This is a genomic window from Motilimonas cestriensis, from assembly GCF_021295315.1.
GTDB classification, from domain to species: Bacteria; Pseudomonadota; Gammaproteobacteria; order Enterobacterales; family CBDFNC01; genus Motilimonas; species Motilimonas cestriensis.
Genome location: NZ_JAIMJA010000010.1, coordinates 145,222 through 164,119, shown reverse-complemented (window position 1 = coordinate 164,119; position 18,898 = coordinate 145,222). Strand labels below are relative to the sequence as shown.

At 44.1% G+C, this 18,898-nt stretch carries 16 protein-coding genes; 14 read left to right on the top strand and 2 right to left on the bottom strand.

The features are described from left to right. Positions 1-596: 596 nt before the first annotated feature. The 3 genes from K6Y31_RS11630 (at position 597) to K6Y31_RS11620 (ending at position 2,030) form a co-directional block, all read left to right on the top strand. The gene (locus tag K6Y31_RS11630) at positions 597-1,022 is read left to right on the top strand and encodes a hypothetical protein (RefSeq protein ID WP_233052938.1); all 426 of its coding nucleotides are present in this window, start codon (positions 597-599) and stop codon (positions 1,020-1,022) included. A 173-nt stretch (positions 1,023-1,195) separates the two neighbouring features. After that, positions 1,196-1,567, top strand: coding sequence for an immunity 8 family protein (locus K6Y31_RS11625; protein WP_232800299.1), 372 nt, complete (start codon positions 1,196-1,198; stop codon positions 1,565-1,567). Between the two features lie 202 nt (positions 1,568-1,769). After that, on the top strand, positions 1,770-2,030 hold the full coding sequence (locus tag K6Y31_RS11620; protein WP_233052937.1) for an immunity 53 family protein: 261 nt from the start codon (positions 1,770-1,772) through the stop codon (positions 2,028-2,030). Positions 2,031-2,172: 142 nt separating this feature from the next. Here K6Y31_RS11620 and asnS read toward each other — a convergent pair whose 3' ends face one another. Further along, complete coding sequence (gene asnS / locus K6Y31_RS11615) at positions 2,173-3,573, bottom strand: asparagine--tRNA ligase (RefSeq protein ID WP_232800301.1); 1,401 nt, start codon at positions 3,571-3,573, stop codon at positions 2,173-2,175. 242 nt (positions 3,574-3,815) lie between these two features. Between asnS and K6Y31_RS11610 the strand changes: the two genes are divergently transcribed. Then, a complete protein-coding gene (locus K6Y31_RS11610) occupies positions 3,816-4,169 on the top strand; it encodes a hypothetical protein (protein ID WP_232800302.1) in 354 nt (117 codons plus the stop codon). A 17-nt stretch (positions 4,170-4,186) separates the two neighbouring features. On the opposite strand, the gene bioA is transcribed toward K6Y31_RS11610, so the two are convergent. Beyond that, positions 4,187-5,464 (bottom strand): adenosylmethionine--8-amino-7-oxononanoate transaminase, encoded by a 1,278-nt coding sequence (gene bioA / locus K6Y31_RS11605; protein WP_233052936.1) that lies wholly within the window; start codon positions 5,462-5,464, stop codon positions 4,187-4,189. Positions 5,465-5,576: 112 nt separating this feature from the next. Here bioA and bioB point away from each other — a divergent pair, with 112 nt between their 5' ends. The 10 genes from bioB to K6Y31_RS11555 all read left to right on the top strand — a co-directional run bounded on the left by bioB (position 5,577) and on the right by K6Y31_RS11555 (position 18,852). Further along, entirely contained in the window at positions 5,577-6,623 is a 1,047-nt protein-coding gene (gene bioB / locus K6Y31_RS11600) for a biotin synthase BioB (RefSeq protein ID WP_427901896.1), read from the top strand. Next, positions 6,623-7,789, top strand: a complete 1,167-nt coding sequence (bioF, locus tag K6Y31_RS11595; RefSeq protein ID WP_233052935.1) for an 8-amino-7-oxononanoate synthase — start codon at positions 6,623-6,625, stop codon at positions 7,787-7,789. Before bioB ends, bioF begins: the two co-directional genes overlap by 1 nt. Beyond that, on the top strand, positions 7,782-8,585 hold the full coding sequence (bioC, locus tag K6Y31_RS11590) for a malonyl-ACP O-methyltransferase BioC (RefSeq protein WP_232800306.1): 804 nt from the start codon (positions 7,782-7,784) through the stop codon (positions 8,583-8,585). Before bioF ends, bioC begins: the two co-directional genes overlap by 8 nt. Positions 8,586-8,644: 59 nt before the next feature. Then, positions 8,645-9,325: a dethiobiotin synthase gene (gene bioD / locus K6Y31_RS11585; protein ID WP_233052934.1), complete on the top strand. Its 681-nt coding sequence runs from the start codon at positions 8,645-8,647 to the stop codon at positions 9,323-9,325. Positions 9,326-9,496: 171 nt separating this feature from the next. Beyond that, the gene (gene htpX / locus K6Y31_RS11580; protein ID WP_232800308.1) at positions 9,497-10,363 is read left to right on the top strand and encodes a protease HtpX; all 867 of its coding nucleotides are present in this window, start codon (positions 9,497-9,499) and stop codon (positions 10,361-10,363) included. Between the two features lie 352 nt (positions 10,364-10,715). Continuing rightward, entirely contained in the window at positions 10,716-11,660 is a 945-nt protein-coding gene (gene treR, locus K6Y31_RS11575; protein ID WP_233052933.1) for a trehalose operon repressor TreR, read from the top strand. A gap of 244 nt (positions 11,661-11,904) precedes the next feature. Further along, entirely contained in the window at positions 11,905-13,329 is a 1,425-nt protein-coding gene (treB, locus tag K6Y31_RS11570) for a PTS trehalose transporter subunit IIBC (RefSeq protein WP_233052932.1), read from the top strand. 63 nt (positions 13,330-13,392) lie between these two features. Continuing rightward, complete coding sequence (treC, locus tag K6Y31_RS11565; protein ID WP_233052931.1) at positions 13,393-15,078, top strand: alpha,alpha-phosphotrehalase; 1,686 nt, start codon at positions 13,393-13,395, stop codon at positions 15,076-15,078. Positions 15,079-15,356: 278 nt separating this feature from the next. Beyond that, positions 15,357-16,334: an ABC transporter substrate-binding protein gene (locus K6Y31_RS11560; RefSeq protein ID WP_233052930.1), complete on the top strand. Its 978-nt coding sequence runs from the start codon at positions 15,357-15,359 to the stop codon at positions 16,332-16,334. Continuing rightward, complete coding sequence (locus K6Y31_RS11555) at positions 16,327-18,852, top strand: bifunctional diguanylate cyclase/phosphodiesterase (RefSeq protein WP_233052929.1); 2,526 nt, start codon at positions 16,327-16,329, stop codon at positions 18,850-18,852. Before K6Y31_RS11560 ends, K6Y31_RS11555 begins: the two co-directional genes overlap by 8 nt. The last annotated feature ends 46 nt before the right edge of the window (positions 18,853-18,898 follow it).

The following is an 18,898-nucleotide window of genomic DNA, read 5'->3' as shown; positions in this document are numbered from 1 at the left end:
CATCCTCTATGACTACATGGTCAAGTGTATGCAGGAGTTAGCGAAAGCGGAGCCAGATATCGATGCGCTCCTGCCTTGGAACTTCAAACATTAGCAACATCAGCCCGTGGGATCATGGGGCGTTTACGTTTTTTGGCTAGTGCAAATGGTCTATATTTTGGGTTTTGATTACAGTTACATATTTTTTTCAAGCCACCCATTCTTCTTTAGCATCTCCCCTAAATTAACATCAGGTGAAACAAGTACGACAGTTGTTGTTAACCTTTTAGCTGTCGTATTTTTTTATTTTAGTTTGAAGTTAAAATTAGTGAAAAATAAAAGAAATACAGGACCGGCACTTTTATTGCTAATAAATAGAGTGCGTTAGCGTCAGCTAGCTTGTGCCAAGAAAAAAACAGGACAGGCACTTATTTATTACCAATAAATAGAGTGTGTTAGGGAAATACAGGACAAGGGAAATACAGGACAGGCACTTTATTGCTTTATTTCTGGCTTAAAAGGTCTTGCTACTTCATCCGTGTATACCAAATCTGGAACTGGTAGCTTAAAATCACTTTAATTTTTATGATAAATAATTTTTTATAAGGGGGGGGGGAGTGTCAGAAAAAGTAAAGTTTAATATTGCATTGGTGGTGATTATATTTATATTTGTTAAGGTTTTTTATTCATTCTGGACTGCTGATGACTTCTTGGTTGAACTCGAACGCTTTAACGTAGAAACGCCATATAAATTAAGTCTAAGTAAGGACTGGAAGGGCGAGTTAGAGGATGGAAAGCTTGGTGATTTTTACGCCTGTCTATTGAACTATAGGGGAGTTAGTTCGATAAGGAGGAAGTCTGGAGACAGTAGATTTTTTTATGTGTATTTACCATCAGGTTTCCGTTTAAATTTAAATACATCAGGGGGTGAGGTTAATTCATTTAAAATGCTTAAACTGAACCCTGATGGCAGTAAAGAAGAGCAATCAGGGCATGTTGCTGTTAATTGCCCGCTGTCATTGCTTACTAAGGACGTAAATTAAAATATTGTATTTTGTTTTGATTGTTTCTTTTTTATCTGGAGTGTTTTCCGTTATTAACTACTTTTCTGGTGGTGCCTTATCCAGCTACAACTGGAGTACAATTAAATTTTGAACAACGTGAGAAGACTAAGCTTGGAAAAGTAACGCTCACCTGTATATAGTGGATTAATGTAATGAAAGCTATTTTGAAAAGTATACATTCACCGGATGTTGATTTTGATAAGTTTTGGCCTGATGAAGCTGATGATTTTGGCTTTCTATTGCAGGCAATGATAGGGCCTGAAGAGGACGATAGTTTTCAATCCTTCGATATGCAAATTTGTACCCCTAAATGGCTCATATCCAACTATAGCAGTGAGGGGTTAGTCTTTGGGCGTCATATGATTATTGTCTTTGATTATGATGTTGATTTAATTATTTCAAAGATTGAGGAATATTGTGGTAAGTGTGTGGGTAGAGAGTGGGCCGAGTTAGAGGAAAAAATTGGGCGAATAGGAAAATCTGAGTTTGAAGACTACATTAGCTACCAAGGACAGGGTAGTTAAATAGAGAAACGAGGAGAAAGACGGGACATGCACTTTATTATCGCTAATTAATAGAGTGCTTTAGCGTCTGCTAACTTGTGCGATGAGGCTAAACTATGTGCTTTAGCTCTTTTTCGCACAGAGCCTGCTTGTCCTGAATAGGTTTTAAAAACAATCGATAGGGTTAACAGATTGAATACATTAGAAAAACTGATGGCTTGGTATGCATCTAATTGCGATGAAGATTGGGAACACAGCTTACGGTGTTAAAATATATACCCTTGATAATCCAGGATGGTCCATTGAAGTAGATATTGCTGAAACAAAGCTATCGAGTAAGCGTTTTGATAAAACTGCAATTGATAGGAGTGAGTCTGATTGGATTTACTGCATTGTTTCCGATGGCGTTTTCAAAGGGGCTGGTGGAGTGAGTAATTTGGAGGAGTTGATTCAGGTTTTTTTAAATTGGGCCGAAATTTCTTAGATAAGGAACTATTTATGATGAAATCTGTTTGTTAGATTTACCCTATCCAAAGCTACTCAAGTTGATATAATTATCAGCTGTTTCTACCCCAACAAAAAAGCCGGCTAAGCCGGCTTTAGTCAGTTAAATAACTTGTTTAGCTTTAGAATTCCGCTGTTTTAGGGGCGCGCGGGAAGGGGATCACGTCACGTACGTTACCCATACCAGTGACGTAAGCCACTAAACGCTCAAAGCCTAAGCCAAAGCCTGCGTGAGGCACAGTGCCGTAACGACGTAGGTCACGGTAGAAACCGTAATCTTCTTTGTCTAAGCCCATTTCTTCCATACGCGCATCCAATACGGCAAGGTTTTCTTCACGTTGACTACCGCCAATGATTTCACCTATGCCTGGCGCTAGGACGTCCATGGCGGCAACGGTTTTACCGTCTGCATTTAGCTTCATGTAGAAGGCTTTAATGTCTTTCGGGTAGTTTTGCATGATCACTGGGCCGCCAACATGCTCTTCGGCTAAGTAGCGTTCGTGTTCAGATTGTAAGTCCACGCCCCATTCCACTGGGTAATCAAATTTCTTACCGCAGTTTTTCAAAATTTCGATGGCATCGGTGTAGTCCATGCGTACAAATTCAGAGTTAACCATTTGCTCTAAACGATTAACCGCATCTTTATCAACGCGCTCAGCAAAGAACTTCATGTCGTCAGCGCGCTCTGTTAGCACTGCTTTAAACACGTACTTTAGTAAGTCTTCAGATAGTTGCGCAGCATCAGCCAGATCGGCAAATGCAATTTCTGGCTCGATCATCCAAAATTCTGCCAAGTGACGGCTGGTGTTTGAATTTTCAGCGCGGAACGTTGGGCCAAAGGTGTAAATTTTGCTTAAGGCACAAGCATAAGTTTCGCCGTTTAGCTGACCAGAAACAGTTAAAAAGGTTTCTTTACCAAAGAAGTCTTCTTTGTAGTCAATGTTACCTTCGTCGTCTTTAGGCAGGTTCATCATGTCGAGTGTTGACACGCGAAACATTTCGCCAGCGCCTTCGGTATCGCTGCCGGTGATGATAGGCGTGCTTACCCAGTAGTAACCTTGCTCGTGGAAAAAGCGATGAATTGCTTGTGATAAGCAGTTACGGACACGGGCAACGGCGCCAATCATGTTGGTACGTGGGCGCAGGTGTGCGTGCTCGCGTAAAAATTCAATGCTATGGCGTTTTGCTGCCATTGGGTAAGTGTCCGGATCTTCAACCCAGCCAACCACCACTACTTTGGTCGCTTGAATTTCAAACTGTTGGCCTTTACCTTGGCTTTCAACCACTTCACCTGTTACCTCAACCGAACAGCCGGTGGTTAGGCGTTGCACTTCTTCTTCGTAATTGGCTAAATTGGCAGGAACAACGGCTTGGATGGGATCAAAACAAGAACCATCGTAAACGGCTAAAAATGAAATTCCGGCTTTTGAATCACGACGTGTGCGGATCCAACCTTTAACAGTTACCTGACTTCCAATCGGAAACTGACCTTTAAATACTTCAACTACGGACGCTTGCGTCATTTTAATTAGCACTCCAGCTTAACCTGATAGTGAGCCCTCAGCGCAGCCAAGGTGTCGTCACTATTAATCACAAAATAAGAAAAAGGTTAATCTTACCTTTGCTTAAGCAGGAAACAAGTAAAAAATCGTTTTTGTGCCTTGTGATGAGGACTGTGTGGGGAGGATAACGATAAATGGTGTAAATTTGAGTTACATTTGGATTTATTGGTTGGGCTATTGTTAGCTTTAGTTAAGGAGAAGCGATGCCGGATAAGTTACCTGAGCGGCGCAGTAAAGGGCTGCAATTAACGACGCTGCTGGGATGGAGCGCATTATTAGCTTGGGTGCTGTTTTTAATTGCCTTGGTGCTATTTCATTACGCTAGGCCCGAATTAGAAACCGGATTAATCCGGTATTTTCAGCTGCCTTTTCGCAGCGATTGGGTGATTGAGCTAAAAACCCTTTTTCTCTATTTTCTGTGGGCGTGTTGTGGGCTGACTGTGCTGAATGTCATCGTTAACCTATTACTGAAGCGCCGCCGCACCGATTATGTTTGGTTTAATAGTTTGCTGTTACTGGTTATTTGCGTCGTTAGCTTACTGTTCCTTTATTTGTAAACTAACGACGTATTAAGTTAACTGCTAACTTGATCTAAGGCGCTGGCAATGGCATTAGTGAGTTGGCTTAGCTGCGCGGGCGAAATCACAAACGGCGGCATGATGTAAATCAGTTTGCCAAATGGGCGGATCCACACGCCTAATTCGACAAAAATCGCCTGTAATGTTGCCACATCATAAGCTTGATGGGTTTCAACCACACCAATCGCGCCCAGTACTCTGACATCCTTAACCGCGTGAGTGTTGAGCAAAGGCATTAGCTCGCGTTGCAATTGTTGCTCAATCCGTTCAACGTTTCCTTGCCAATCATTTTCAACTAATAATTGTAAGCTGGCGTGTGCGACGGCGCAGGCCAATGGATTAGCCATAAAAGTGGGGCCATGCATAAACACGCCAGCTTTGCCGCTGCACACGGTATCTGCCACTTTATTGGTTGTTAGCGTGGCGGCTAAACTCATGTAGCCGCCCGTTAAGGCCTTGCCGACACATAAAATATCAGGCTCGATGTTGGCATGCTCACAAGCAAATAATTTTCCGGTGCGGCCAAAGCCAGTGGCAATTTCATCGGCAATTAATAACAAACCGTATTGATCGGCTAATTGGCGTAGCGTGGTTAAATAGTGAGGATGATAGATACGCATGCCGCCCGCGCCTTGCACTATCGGCTCAATAATAATTGCGGCCATTTCTTGGTGATGCTTTGCTAATAGGGCCTTGATCTCGTCCATTTCAGCTTCGTCCCAGGGCTCGCCAAATCGGGTCTGAGGCGCGGGGGCAAAATAATGCTCTGGCAGAAAATCTTGATACAGCTCGTGCATTGAATTTTTGGGGTCGGTAACGCCCATCGCGCCAAAGGTGTCACCATGGTAACCATTACGCACGGTTAAAAACTTTGCGCGCGGTTGATCTAGGCTGTGCCAATACTGCAATGCCATTTTTAACGCCACTTCAACGGCAACACTGCCAGAGTCACTGATAAATACTTTTTGCAGTGATGGTGGGGTGAGCTCGACTAAGGCTTGGCATAGATCAACGGCGGGCTGGTGGGTAATGCCACCAAACATCACGTGCGCCATTTTGTTGAGTTGAGTTTGCGCGGCTTCATTTAACTCGGGCACATTGTAGCCATGAATGCAGGCCCACCAAGATGACATGCCATCGATTAATTGCTGGCCTGATTCCAACTCTAAACGTACGCCATGGGCGCGGACCACGGGGTAACAAGGCAGTGGGTTGATACTTGATGTATAAGGGTGCCAAATATGTTGTAAATCAAACTCGGTATTAATGCTCATAAAGTAACCATTAGTTAACTTGGTGGTGCTGAAAAAGTTGACAGTCTAGCGTTCATCCATACACTAGCCAAATTATTTTAAAGAAACATAACATTGATAGCGGGGCATGAGCATGTCAGTAGAAGTAAGACACAATTGGACAATACAGGAAGTAAACGCACTTTTTGCATTGCCATTTATGGATCTCGTATTTAAAGCGCAAACGGTTCACCGTGCTCACTTTGATCCCAACCAAGTACAAGTTAGTACCTTATTATCAATTAAAACCGGCGCTTGCCCAGAAGATTGTAAATATTGTCCACAAAGTGCCCGCTATGATACCGGCCTAGAAAAAGAGCGCTTACTTGAAGTTGAGAAAGTAATAGAAGAAGCAAAAAAAGCCAAAGCGGCAGGCTCTACTCGTTTTTGTATGGGCGCGGCATGGAAAAACCCGAAAGAGCGCGATTTACCCTACATTGAAGAAATGGTGAAAGGTGTTAAAGCATTAGGACTTGAATCATGTATGACACTGGGTATGTTAGATCAAAGCCAAGCTAAGCGCTTAGCGGATGCGGGCCTAGATTATTACAATCATAACTTAGACACTTCACCTGAGTATTACGACAAAATTATCACCACGCGCACCTATCAAGACCGCCTTGATACCCTAGATCATGTGCGTAATTCTGGCATGAAAGTGTGTAGTGGCGGTATTGTTGGCCTAGGCGAGTCGGCGAATGACAGATCGGGATTATTAGCGCAACTGGCTAACATGCCGAAACACCCAGAAAGTGTGCCTATTAACAAGTTGGTTAAAGTAAAAGGTACGCCACTAGAAAATGTCGACGATTTGGATGAGTTTGAATTTATCCGCACTATCGCAGTGGCGCGTATTATGATGCCGCAATCCCATGTCCGGTTATCGGCGGGACGTGAAAAAATGAACGAGCAAACCCAAGCCTTGTGTTTTATGGCGGGCGCGAACTCTATTTTCTATGGCTGTAAGCTATTAACCACGCCTAACCCTGAAGAAAACAGTGATATGCAGCTGTTTAAAAAATTAGGTATTAACCGCGAAGAATATCACGTGGATCCAACCGTGTCGGAAGCGGAACTTCCCTTAGGGCCGATCACCGAAGACACGGATTTATTCTACGACGCGACCGCCCGAGTACGTTAATGGCGTTTGATTTTATCAAGCCCGCCTTGGCTCAGCGCCAAGCTGAGCATCTATATCGTCAATTAACGCCCGTTGCTGGCGCGCAAGGGCGCTACCTTGAGGTTGGCGGGCAACGCTATCTTAATTTTTCCAGTAACGATTATTTATCATTGGCAGCCGAGCCTACGCTTATCAATGCGTGGCAAAGCGGTCTAGCCCAATACGGCTGCGGCAGTGGCGCGAGCGCCTTGGTGACGGGGTATAGCCAAGCCCATGCTGATTTAGAAGCCAAGCTTAAAAGCTGGCTTGGGGTTGACGCGGTGGCCTTGTTTAACTCAGGTTACAGCGCTAACCAAGCTATTTTAAAGCTACTGCTAAGCAAAGATGATTTATTACTGCAAGACAAGCTAAACCATGCCTCGTTAATGGAAGCGGGTAGCTTTTTGCCTTGCCCTATGATGCGGTTTTGCCACAATGATATGGCACATTTAACCTCGCTGTTGACTAAGTCGGGGCAAAACAAACTAATTGTCTCAGAAGGTGTATTTAGCATGGATGGCGATAGTGCGCCTATTACTGAATTGCTGCAATTACGCAATCAGAGCCAAGCTTGGTTAATGTTGGATGATGCCCACGGCATTGGCGTGTGTGGCCCAGATGGCACGGGCTCTGCGGCGGCGGCAGGGTTAAAAAACAGCGAACTTGATATTTATATGGCCACCTTTGGCAAAGCGCTAGGTGTTGGCGGCGCGATGATCGCTGGCTCACAGTCTTTGATCGATTACATAGTCAATTTTTCTAAGGCCTATATTTACACCACGGCCATGCCGCCAGCGCAGGCGGTGGCAATTAGTAAAGCCGTTGATTTAGTACAAACTCAGTCTTGGCGTCAACAACAGCTGCAAGACAATATTCAATACTTTAAGCAGTTGGCTGGGCAATATCAGTTGCCATTAATGGCGTCGAATAGCGCGATTCAACCCGTTGTTATTGGCGACAGTCAACGGGCGCTTGAAGTAGCCAATGCGCTACGCCAACAAGGCTTTTATTGCAGTGCGATGCGTCCGCCCACGGTTGCTAAAGGCACCGCTAGGTTGCGCATAACCTTAACTACGGGCCATCAACAGCAAGATATTGCAGACTTATTAGCGAGCTTAAATTCGATTTTGGTGGCGCAGTATGGCTAAACACCATAAGCAGTTATTGGCGAACGCATTTTCAAAAGCGGCGCATTCTTATGATGATGTCGCCGAGTTACAGCGCAATACAGGGCATCAATTATTGGCGCAACTTGCGCCTGTTGTAACACCAAAAAGTTCGCAGTGCGGCGCAGCACCAATCTGGCTCGATCTCGGCTCAGGCACGGGTTATTTTACTCAGTTGCTCAGCGAATCGAGTGCGCAAGTTTATGGGGTGGATATTGCTTTTGGCATGCTCAAGCATGCCAAAGCGCATCGCAACCCAAATATCCATTGGCTCAATGGTGATGCCGAAGCCCTGCCAATAGCAAGTAACTCGGTTGATTTAGTATTTTCGACCCTTGCTTTGCAGTGGTGCGATGACTTAAGCCGCGCGATGAAAGAAATACACCGAGTATTAAAGCCCGGTGGCCGCCTAGGGTTTACTACTTTAGTGTCTGGCTCGTTAAATGAGTTAAAACAAGCTTGGCGAGCGGTGGATGAGCAGCAACATGTTAATGGTTTTTTGCCTCTTAATGCGATTGAAGCAAGCACCCAAGCTGCGCCGTTTTCGCAAGTCGACTTACAAGTGCGTCCTGAAGTGTTGCTCTATGACACGCCGCTAAGGTTACTTAAAGATCTTAAAGGCATCGGTGCTAATTATGTGCAAGCTCAGCGGGCAAGCTCGGGTTTAGGCGGCAAACAAAAATTATTAAAAATGAGCCAAGGCTACGAGGTATTTCGTACTCAAGATGGGTTATATCCTGCCACCTATTACGTTTGCTATGCTGAACTAATTAAGTAAGCAAATTTTTAACCCGTTTCTTACACTTAGCATGATCTTTGTTACGGAGAATTAGTTAGATGAGCCAAGCATTTTTTGTTACCGGTACTGACACTGAAGTTGGAAAAACCTTTATCACGTGCGCCTTGATGCAAAGCTTGCGAGACATGAAGAAAACGGTTATTGGTTACAAACCCATTGCAGCAGGGGCAGAGCTTAGCCATCACGGCTTACTTAACGAAGACGCGTTATTACTGCAACAACACGGGTCATTTGATTTGCCCTATGAAGCTATTAATCCGATTGTATTTGCGCCGCCGATTGCCCCGCATATTGCCGCGCAACAAGCAGGGCAAGTCATCAGCATGGCAAGGGTTGATGCTGGCTTTCAACAGTTAAAAACTCAAGGAGCAGATATTGTGCTGGTGGAAGGTGCGGGCGGTTGGCGTTTACCTCTTGGTGATGGTCAATATTTATCCGACTGGGTCGCGGATAAGCAATTGCCTGTTATCTTAGTGGTTGGGATGAAGTTAGGTTGCCTTAATCACGCCATATTAACGGCAGAAAGCATCATCGCTTGCGGGCTAAAAATTGCCGGTTGGGTCGCCAACAGTCCGGCGTCAGAGCAGGCTTACTTAACTGCAAATATTGATTATTTGCGCCAGCATATTGATGCACCCTATTTCGGGCATATGCCCTTTATGCCGCAAGCGGATGCTTTAGAAGCTGCGCAATGCCTCGATGTGGCGGCAATGTTGTAGGGGGATGATAGAGGCCATATTTGTTTTGTTGGTTTTTTGTTAATTGAGTATTTGCTTTGTAAAATAAATAGCGTAAAAAAACGTAAAGAGTACTTGATATTTTAACTATTAGACATATTATGTCGTTGTTTTCATCCCATCAATGATAGAGCCATTAGGCAGAGGACAGACATGAAACGAATTGCGCTTTTAATACTCACCAACTTAGCGGTCATGCTAGTACTGGGTATTGTGTTACAAATTATTTTTGCTGTGACAGGTATTAACAGTCGCGGTATTGGCGGAATACTCACGTTTGCTTTGGTATTTGGTTTTGGCGGCGCGTTTATTTCTTTAGCGATGTCAAAGATGATTGCCAAGCGCTCTGTCGGCGCAGAAGTGATCACTGAGCCGCGTAATGCTGATGAGCATTGGCTGATGGAACGCGTGGCAGAGCAAGCTAAAAAAGTCGGTATCACCATGCCTGAAGTTGCGGTTTACCAAAGCCCTGACATGAACGCATTTGCTACTGGTATGACGAAGAACTCATCGCTGGTTGCTGTTAGTACTGGTTTAATGCAAAACATGACTCGCGACGAAGTTGAAGCGGTGCTAGCACACGAAATTAGCCACATTGCTAATGGTGACATGGTGACCTTAACCTTAGTGCAAGGTGTGATGAATACCTTTGTTCACTTCTTTGTGTCTATCGTCTCTAACATTATTCAAAATGTGCTGGGTGGCGACGAAGAAGGTGAAGGTGGTTTAGGTTTTATTGCTTCTTTTGCCATCAGCATGGTGCTTTATGCGGTATTTGGCGCAGCGGCCTCTGTTGTTGTTGCTTGGTTTAGCCGTAAACGTGAATTTGCTGCCGATGCTGGCGCAGCAACTCTTGTTGATAAGCAAAAAATGATCAACGCGCTAGAGCGTCTACGCGGTGGCAATCAGCACGAGATGCAAGGCCAATTCGCTGCTTTTGGTATCAATGGCGGATTCAGCTCACTGTTTTCGACTCACCCACCGTTAGAAGACCGTATTCAAGCGTTGAAAAACCAGTAATATTCGCGTCTTTAGTAGGGCTGCTTAGGCAGCCCTTTTTATTTACCCCGTACAGCGCTGATTTAGGTGCAAAGAAAACTAAATCGACATGACTAAGGACGGTCAGCTAAAGACCGTCAGCTAATGAAACACGGTTCTTACTGAGCTACTTTCTCGAGCTGAATGGATGTTTTTGTCAGCCTAGCATCTTCGCAGCAGTTAAGTATAATCTTGAAATATTTCATAATAGGGCAATATTTTGGCCAACTCTGCTGTTTTGTTCGATCTCATCATTGTGCAAGCCCATAAAGAAACGCTGACGCAGGCTGTGCCTGTTCGTTTTGCTGCTCAGTTACGTTTAGCGCAGTAAGCCATGATAAAAAAACTCACCATTGTTGATATCGCTCGGCTTTCAGGTGTTGGGAAATCCACCGTATCGCGTGTATTAACTAATGACCCTAAAGTGAAACCTGAAACGCGGCAAAAAGTAGAACGTATTATTGCTGAGTCTGGTTATGTGCCCTCTAAATCGGCTCAATCCATGCGTGGCGGCAGCCAAAAAGTGATTGGGGTAATTATCTCGCGGCTAGATTCGCCATCAGAAAACCGTGCTGTAAGCAGTATGCTGCAGGTTTTATATGGCCATGGTTACGATGTGGTGATCATGGAAAGTCAGTTTGATCGCGCTAAAACATCTGAGCACCTTAAAGTACTCGCTAAGCGTCATGTTGATGGTGTCATCGTGTTTGGATTTACGGATATCGATTTAGCGGCAATTGAACAGTGGCACAATAAAGCGGTATTAGTTGCAATGGATGGTCAGTCGGTTTCATCAATCAATTACGATCATCAAAAGATTATCCATAAAGCCTTGAACTATTTACAGCAAAAAAAATTAACCAACATTGCTTTCATTGGCGTCGACCCGAGTGATAAAACCACCGGCTTACTGCGCTTACAAGCCTATCTAGATTGGTGTCAACAGCATGATATTACCGCGACTTTTCAGACCGGGGAGTTGCATCATGAAAGTGCTTACCAGTTAGTAGATAAAGTGTTAGATGAAAATACCCAAGGGATTGTTTGTGCCAGCGATACACTAGCCTTAGGTGTTATTAAACGATTACAAGAATGCCAGCGAGACGATATTGTGGTGACTGGTGTCGGCGGCAATGAGTTATTGTCATTTCTTTTTCCTAATGTTTACAGCGTCGATCCTGGTTACCGTCAGGTAGGTGAGCAGGCTGCTAAAATATTGATTCAGCAGTTATTGGGTGAGCTGGTTGATGGTACACATATCACCCAACCCCCTCTCTAGCTTCTTCCACTTTGTTTAGTCCATTTATAAATTTTTATCACAAGTCTAAGTGCTTAAAAAGTTAGAGCTTGATCGCGCATCCTGCTGCTGATAGTTCGATAGTTTGTGATCACTTTCAATTAATGGGAATGTTCCCATTTTTTGTTGTTACGCCTTGTGTCAGTATTTACTTGGTTTGGGACTGTTCCCACTTTGTTGTGCAACTATGCTGATAAGTAATAACCAAATAGGGTGGATAAAAGGTATGAGTAAGATCGCTAAAAAAGACGTTGAACGTCTGATTGAGCTGATTGGGGGTAATGAGAACATTGCCAGCGTCAGCCACTGCTTAACTCGCTTACGTTTTGTATTAAACGAAACCGAAAAAGCAGATATTAAGCAGATAGAAACCATCCGTATTGTTAAGGGTTGCTTTACCAATGCGGGACAGTTTCAAGTTGTTATCGGTACTGAGGTTGATGAAGTTTATAAACTATTACTGCAATTAACGGGTAAGTCAGAAGCATCAAAAGATGAGGCTAAACTGGCTGCGCGTAAAAACATGAATGCGTTAGAGCGTGGCATTTCTCATTTAGCAGAAATTTTCGTGCCATTATTGCCGGCGATTATCACAGGTGGCTTGATCTTAGGTTTCCGTAATGTGATTGGCGACATCAAAATGTTTGATGGGCAAACATTAACTGAAATCAGTCAGTTTTGGGCCAGTGTGCATGCTTTTCTTTGGTTGATTGGTGAGGCTATTTTCTTCTTCTTACCTGTTGGTGTGTGTTGGTCAACAGTTAAGAAGCTAGGCGGAACACCGATTCTGGGTATTACCCTTGGGGTGACGCTAGTTTCGCCGCAACTAATGAATGCTTACCTGATTGGTACTCAAGTACCAGAAGTGTGGGATTTTGGTTGGTTCGTGATTGAGAAAGTGGGCTATCAAGCTCAAGTCATTCCGGCGATCTTGGCTGGGGTTGCGTTGGCATTCATTGAAACAAACTTAAAACGTATTATCCCTGCCTATCTCTATTTGGTCGTGGTGCCGTTTATTTCGCTTATTGCAGCGGTTATTTTGGCCCATGCGTTGATTGGTCCATTCGGTCGAATGGTGGGTGATGGGGTGGCTTTTGCAGCCAAAGTCGCGATGACGGGAGATTTCGCGGTGCTTGGCTCGATGGTGTTTGGCTTCCTGTATGCACCGCTGGTGATCACCGGTATTCACCACACTACCAACGCGGTGGATTTACAGCTTATGCAGCAGCTGGGTGGCACACCAATTTGGCCTCTTATAGCATTATCGAATATTGCTCAGGCTTCTGCAGTGATGGGGATAATCATCATTAGTAAAAAACACGGCGAACGGGATATTTCAATACCTGCGGCTATCTCTGCGTATCTTGGGGTGACGGAGCCTGCAATGTACGGTATCAACCTTAAATACAAGTTTCCCATGCTTAGCGCGATGATCGGCAGCTCATTGGCGGCAGCCATCTGTGGCAGTGCCGGGGTGATGGCAAATGGTATTGGTGTTGGTGGGTTACCGGGCATTCTTTCTATTCAGCCACAATATTGGATGACGTTCTTAGGTGCCATGCTGGTGGCGATTGTGGTGCCTGCGGCATTAACACTGCTGATGTACAAACGCGCACAAAGCAAGGGCGATTTAGAAGCCAGTAACGCTTAGTCATCTCTGTTTTAGAGTGGTATTCACCACTCTTCTCTATTTCGTTAAGTGAGTAAGTAACGTATGAGTACACTTAATCAAGATCCTTTATGGTGGAAGACGGCGACCATCTATCAAATTTACCCAAAAAGCTTTTGCGATAGTGGCGGTAAAGGTACTGGTGACATTGCTGGTATTATTTCTAAATTAGATTATTTGCAGTTATTAGGGGTTGATGCCATTTGGTTAACACCCGTTTATCAATCGCCGATGATCGATAATGGTTACGATATTTCGGATTATTTCGCAATTAACCCAGATTTTGGCACGATGGAAGATTTCGATCGGCTGCTCGGTGAGGCGCATCAGCGGGGTATCCGAATTATTATGGATATTGTGGTTAACCATACCTCGACTGAACATGCTTGGTTTCAATCTGCACTGGGCGATAAGTCCAGTCCCTATCGTGATTATTACATCTGGCACTCTCCTGTCGCTGGCAAAGAGCCTAACAATTGGCAATCCAAATTTGGCGGCAACGCCTGGGCATTAGACGAAGCGACCAATCAATACTACTTACATCTTTTTGCCAAACAGCAAGCAGATTTAAATTGGGAAAACCCTAAGGTTCGCCAAGCCGTTAAACAGGTGATTGAGTTTTGGGCCGAAAAAGGCGTCGATGGTTTTCGTTTAGACGTGATTAACCTGATCTCTAAGCAACAAGATTTTCCTAATGATGACCAAGGAGATGGTCGCCGTTTTTATACCGATGGTCCGCGCGTACATGAGTATCTGCAAGAGATCAGTCGCGATGTCTTTCAACGTTATGGCAGCGTTACCGTGGGAGAAATGTCTTCTACGACACTCGCTCATTGCCAGCAGTACTCATCGTTGGAGGGCAAAGAGCTGTCGATGGTATTTAACTTTCATCATTTGAAAGTCGATTATTCAAACGGAGAAAAATGGAGCAAAGCGCCGTTTGATTTTTTACAACTTAAGGCAATCTTCAACCACTGGCAGACCGGGCTAAACGGCCAAGGATGGGGCGCTTTATTTTGGTGTAATCATGATCAGCCAAGGGTGGTTAGCCGCTTGGGTAATGACAGTGAGTACCGAGTTGAGTCTGCCAAAATGTTGGCGGCATCAATCCACATGATGCAAGGCACTCCCTATATTTATCAAGGGGAAGAGATTGGTATGACCAATCCGGGATACACCTCGATTGCGCAATACCGTGACGTAGAAAGCACCAATATGTACAACATTATGGTGAATGATAATGGCGTAAGTAATGATGATATGCTGGCTATTTTAGCGCAAAAATCACGAGATAACGCACGCACGCCGATGCAATGGGATAACAGTCAGTACGCAGGGTTCAGTCAAGGCAAACCTTGGTTAGATGTTGCGAATAACTATCCACAGATTAATGCTGAGCAAGCGCTGGCTGACCAACACTCGGTATTTTACTTTTATCAACGCTTAATTGAGCTGCGTAAAACCGTGCCGGTCATTACCAGTGGCGACTACCTTGATCTGCTGCCGTCACACCCCGCTATTTTTGCCTTTCAGCGGAAAGACCAACAGCAAATATTGCTGTGTTTGAATAACTACTACGGGCAAGCACAAGAGTGTGTATTACCGAGTGAGCTCGCGCTCGATGATGCGCGCTACTTATTAGGTAATTATGCAGCGATTGAGCAGCAGGCCGTGTTAGCCCATCAAGTGTTGCGGCCATACGAAACACGAGTGATCTTAATCGATATGTGATGCTGGTACAGGGGAGCACATATGTTAATAGTGTGCTCAATTTAAGGATTATGTAAGGAAGCTCGTGCAGAGATGCCACTGCTTCCTTGCAAGCTTATGGAGGTTATAACGGGCGCTACGTTCTCCTTTAATATGCGTCTTGGCTTGTGTACAAATTGTGAGTCTTCACCTAAAAACGTAAGCCGATCTCTGCTTCAGTATGACTTATCTGTTCATTGGCTTACCAGTCTGGCAATATATGTAAAAAAATTATAATCCGGCAAAGGATCGCTGTTTACATGAGCAAAGCCATGACTTTTTCATCTCGTTTATTATCGTTCGCTATCTTGACTGGGCTCATCAGTGCTTGTGTACCACAAAACGAATTATTACGGGTAGGCGCTGCTCCTTGGCCTGGCTTTGAGCCCATTTTTTTGGCTAGAGAAATGGAATATTTAGATACACAGTTGGTTTCGCTGTATGAATTAACCAGTGCCAGCCATGTTGCCCATAGTTTTGAGGCCGGAAAACTAGATGTCGCCTTTTTGTCTCTTGATGAAGTGCTAACCCTTATCACTCGAGGCAGTAAGCTTAAGGTGATCGCCATTGTTGATGAATCCGTTGGCGGCGATGCTATCATCGGCTTGCCCGGTGTCACGCAAATTAAGCATCTTAAAGGAAAACGTATTGGTTATGAAAACAACGCCGCTGGCTCATTATTACTTGCTGAAGCCTTAAGTCATGCTAATTTAGTTGCTCACGATGTTGAATTAATAGAAGTAAAGCTTGATGAGCAGCGTCAGGTTTTTCACCGTAATCAAGTCGATGCATTGATTACCAGTGAGCCAGTTAAACAAAAATTATTGGCGCTAGGAGGCGTACCGATATTTGATAGCGCGCGTTTACCTGGCAGAATTGTTAACTTAATCGTCGCTTCAGATAATGCCATTTTACATCAACAGCCAGCCTTAATTGAATTATTAAAAAGTTATTATAAAGCGAGAAAATTTCAAAAAGGCCGACCGCAAAAAGCGGTGCAGTTAATGGCGATGCGGTTGCAGCTGTATACCAGTGAAATGCACAGTAGTTTACAAGGGGTCAAATTTATTGAGCCGGTTGAATCTATTTTACGTTTATCGGGTCAAGCTAAATCGGCATTAAATACCCAAGCACAAGATCTTGGCGAGTTGATGGTTTATCGCGGTATGTTAGAGCAAGTTCCTGATTTAAGTCAGTTAGTCAATAGTCAGGTACTTGAGAAGGTGATTTATGAATAACCCTCGTTTATGGTCATTAGCGTCGGTTATTCCAGCGTTATTACTGTTGGTTTTTTTGGTCTTACAAACCGCTTTTATTTACCTCGATTATCAAACGAAAAGTGAGCGTTTATTACTGCAAAGTCGTGAAGAGGTGCTCGGTAAAGTTAATAAATTACAACAAAGTTTATCGGATGCCTTGATGCGTCATGATAACGCGGTGGCAGAGCGTGAGCTGACCTTGGCAGCCCTCAACGACAATGTATCACAGCTACTTGTATTAGATGAAAATGCTGAAGTGTTATTGTCTAATCAAATGAGCTTAAAGTTTATGTTCGCCAGTGCGGTGCTACCTGAATTTGAATGGGCTGATTTTTACCAAGCGCGTGATAAAAACCGCCTGCTTTACCAATATGTTGATGCTGACAAAACCATATATGTTTATGCGCCATTACAACTCGCGCGTAAAGACCACAGTTTAAAACGTAACAATACCGGCGCCATTTTCGTTTCTTATTCACTGGTTAAGCCCTATCAAACGTTATTAACTAATACCGTACAAGACTCGATGAAAAACGCGTTAGTGGTGGCGATTGCCTTATTTACCTTGACCTTGTTATTGGTAAAAATGATTATTTCGCCTCTTAATCGCTTAGTTCAAGCTGCGCAGCAACTTAATAGTGAGGATGCTTTTCCCCCGCTCAAAGAAGGGCAAGGTGAGATAGGCTTGTTACAGCGTGCATTTATGGCGATGGCTGACAAAATGAAATTAAACTTTGAGCAATTAAGTGCCAGTGAACAGCGCTGGCATTATGCTTTAAGTGGGGCGCGAGATGGTGTATGGGATTGGAATATAGAGTCTAATCAAGTGTTTTTTTCTACCCGCTGGAAGGAAATGCTGGGCTATGTTGAAGAGGAAATTGGTGATGATATTGAAGAGCTCGAGCAGCGCATTCATCCTGATGATCTGACGGATATGTTTGCTTGCTTACGGTTACATTTAGCAGGTAAAACGCCATTTTATGAACATATCCACCGTGTTCAATGTAAAGATGGCAGCAATTGCTGGGTACTGGATCGCGGCAAGATTATCGAATGGGCTGAAGACGGTAAGCCATCTCGTTTAATTTGTACGCATACGGATATCACCGAATACCGCAATGCACAAGATTTGGTCGCGTTTCAAGCCTACCATGACGAAGTCACCCAATTGCCTAATCGGCGTAAATTACTTGAGCACTTAGAGATTGAAATTAACCGTAGTAAACAAAGTCAGCAATGTGGCTGTTTGCTTTTCATTAATCTTGACAAGTTTAAGCAGGTAAATGACGTTCACGGTCATATGGCGGCGGATACCTTGCTACGGATGGTGGCCAAACGTTTATTGCAGATGATGGAAAGCGGTAACATTGTTGCGCGACTATTAGGCGATGAGTTTGCAATTGTATTGCCCCAGCTCGGCGATGAGCCTGATCGCGTGGCTGAACTAGCCTTAGGCTTTGCTCAAGCGGTTCGTAAACGCATTGCGTCTCCTTTTGTACTGCAAGGTCAGCGCATTAATTTATCTTGTACTATTGGCATCACCTTGTTTCCTGATGGTGAGTATTCGGCGACCGATATTTTGCGTCAGGCTGATATTGCGATGTTTCATGGCAAAGAAGATGGTCGCGATATGATCCATTTTTTCTCTGAAGAAATGGAAAACAGAGTGCAACGTAATCACAATTTACAACAGATGCTGCGTTTGGCGCTCGAGCAAGATGAAATTAAATTATTCTTACAGCCCAAAGCCGATCGTAAGGGCAATGTAGTAGGGTGTGAGGCGTTATTACGCTGGTATCAGCCACAGCGAGGCTGGATCTCACCCAGTGAGTTTGTGCCTGCAGCTGAAGATTCAGGGCTGATTATTGAGTTAGGTAATTGGGTGCTGACGCAATCCTGTTTAATGTTAAAGCATTGGCAAGATTCCGCTTTACCAGAGCAGTTTAAAACACTCTCTGTTAATGTCAGCCCTAAGCAATTTTTACAAGTCGACTTTGTTGAGCAGATCAGCCAAATCGTCAAACAAAGTCAAATCAACCCTAACTTGTTAGAGTTGGAGATCACTGAAACTATTTTGGTATCACAGCTTGATGACGCCGTTGAGAAAATTAAAGCGTTACGTGCATTTGGCATCCGTTTTGCGATTGATGACTTTGGTACCGGCTATTCTTCAATGTCATATTTAAGCACTTTACCTATTACTGCATTGAAAATAGATCGCTCATTTGTTGAGCATTTAGAAACTCAAGTAAGCCAACAAGCGATTGTGGCAGCCATTATTGCTATGGCTGAAAACCTCGGCTTGGAGGTCATCGCAGAAGGCGTTGAAAATGTCGCGCAACTTAACTTTTTAAAAGCCAAGGGATGCGCGTTATTTCAAGGCTATTTGTTTGGCAAGGCATTAGCTGCTGAAGAGTTTAGTCGAAATTTACTGCCTAAAACAGCTCCTGAGTTATCTGCAGCTGTCATCCGACGTGAGCAGGCGATAACGCAGTAGACTGCTTCAAGAGTGTTTTAAGGAATGAGATCCAAGGGGGTAAAGC

What these genes read in the sequence shown, in the direction of transcription:
- K6Y31_RS11625 (WP_232800299.1), top strand. Translation starts at nt 1,196, where the DNA reads ATGAAAGCTATTTTGAAAAGTATACATTCACCGGATGTTGATTTTGAT.
- K6Y31_RS11620 (WP_233052937.1), top strand. Translation starts at nt 1,770, where the DNA reads ATGCATCTAATTGCGATGAAGATTGGGAACACAGCTTACGGTGTTAAA.
- asnS (WP_232800301.1), bottom strand. Translation starts at nt 3,573, where the DNA reads ATGACGCAAGCGTCCGTAGTTGAAGTATTTAAAGGTCAGTTTCCGATT.
- K6Y31_RS11610 (WP_232800302.1), top strand. Translation starts at nt 3,816, where the DNA reads ATGCCGGATAAGTTACCTGAGCGGCGCAGTAAAGGGCTGCAATTAACG.
- bioA (WP_233052936.1), bottom strand. Translation starts at nt 5,464, where the DNA reads ATGAGCATTAATACCGAGTTTGATTTACAACATATTTGGCACCCTTAT.
- bioB (WP_427901896.1), top strand. Translation starts at nt 5,577, where the DNA reads ATGTCAGTAGAAGTAAGACACAATTGGACAATACAGGAAGTAAACGCA.
- bioF (WP_233052935.1), top strand. Translation starts at nt 6,623, where the DNA reads ATGGCGTTTGATTTTATCAAGCCCGCCTTGGCTCAGCGCCAAGCTGAG.
- bioC (WP_232800306.1), top strand. Translation starts at nt 7,782, where the DNA reads ATGGCTAAACACCATAAGCAGTTATTGGCGAACGCATTTTCAAAAGCG.
- bioD (WP_233052934.1), top strand. Translation starts at nt 8,645, where the DNA reads ATGAGCCAAGCATTTTTTGTTACCGGTACTGACACTGAAGTTGGAAAA.
- htpX (WP_232800308.1), top strand. Translation starts at nt 9,497, where the DNA reads ATGAAACGAATTGCGCTTTTAATACTCACCAACTTAGCGGTCATGCTA.
- treR (WP_233052933.1), top strand. Translation starts at nt 10,716, where the DNA reads ATGATAAAAAAACTCACCATTGTTGATATCGCTCGGCTTTCAGGTGTT.
- treB (WP_233052932.1), top strand. Translation starts at nt 11,905, where the DNA reads ATGAGTAAGATCGCTAAAAAAGACGTTGAACGTCTGATTGAGCTGATT.
- treC (WP_233052931.1), top strand. Translation starts at nt 13,393, where the DNA reads ATGAGTACACTTAATCAAGATCCTTTATGGTGGAAGACGGCGACCATC.
- K6Y31_RS11560 (WP_233052930.1), top strand. Translation starts at nt 15,357, where the DNA reads ATGAGCAAAGCCATGACTTTTTCATCTCGTTTATTATCGTTCGCTATC.
- K6Y31_RS11555 (WP_233052929.1), top strand. Translation starts at nt 16,327, where the DNA reads ATGAATAACCCTCGTTTATGGTCATTAGCGTCGGTTATTCCAGCGTTA.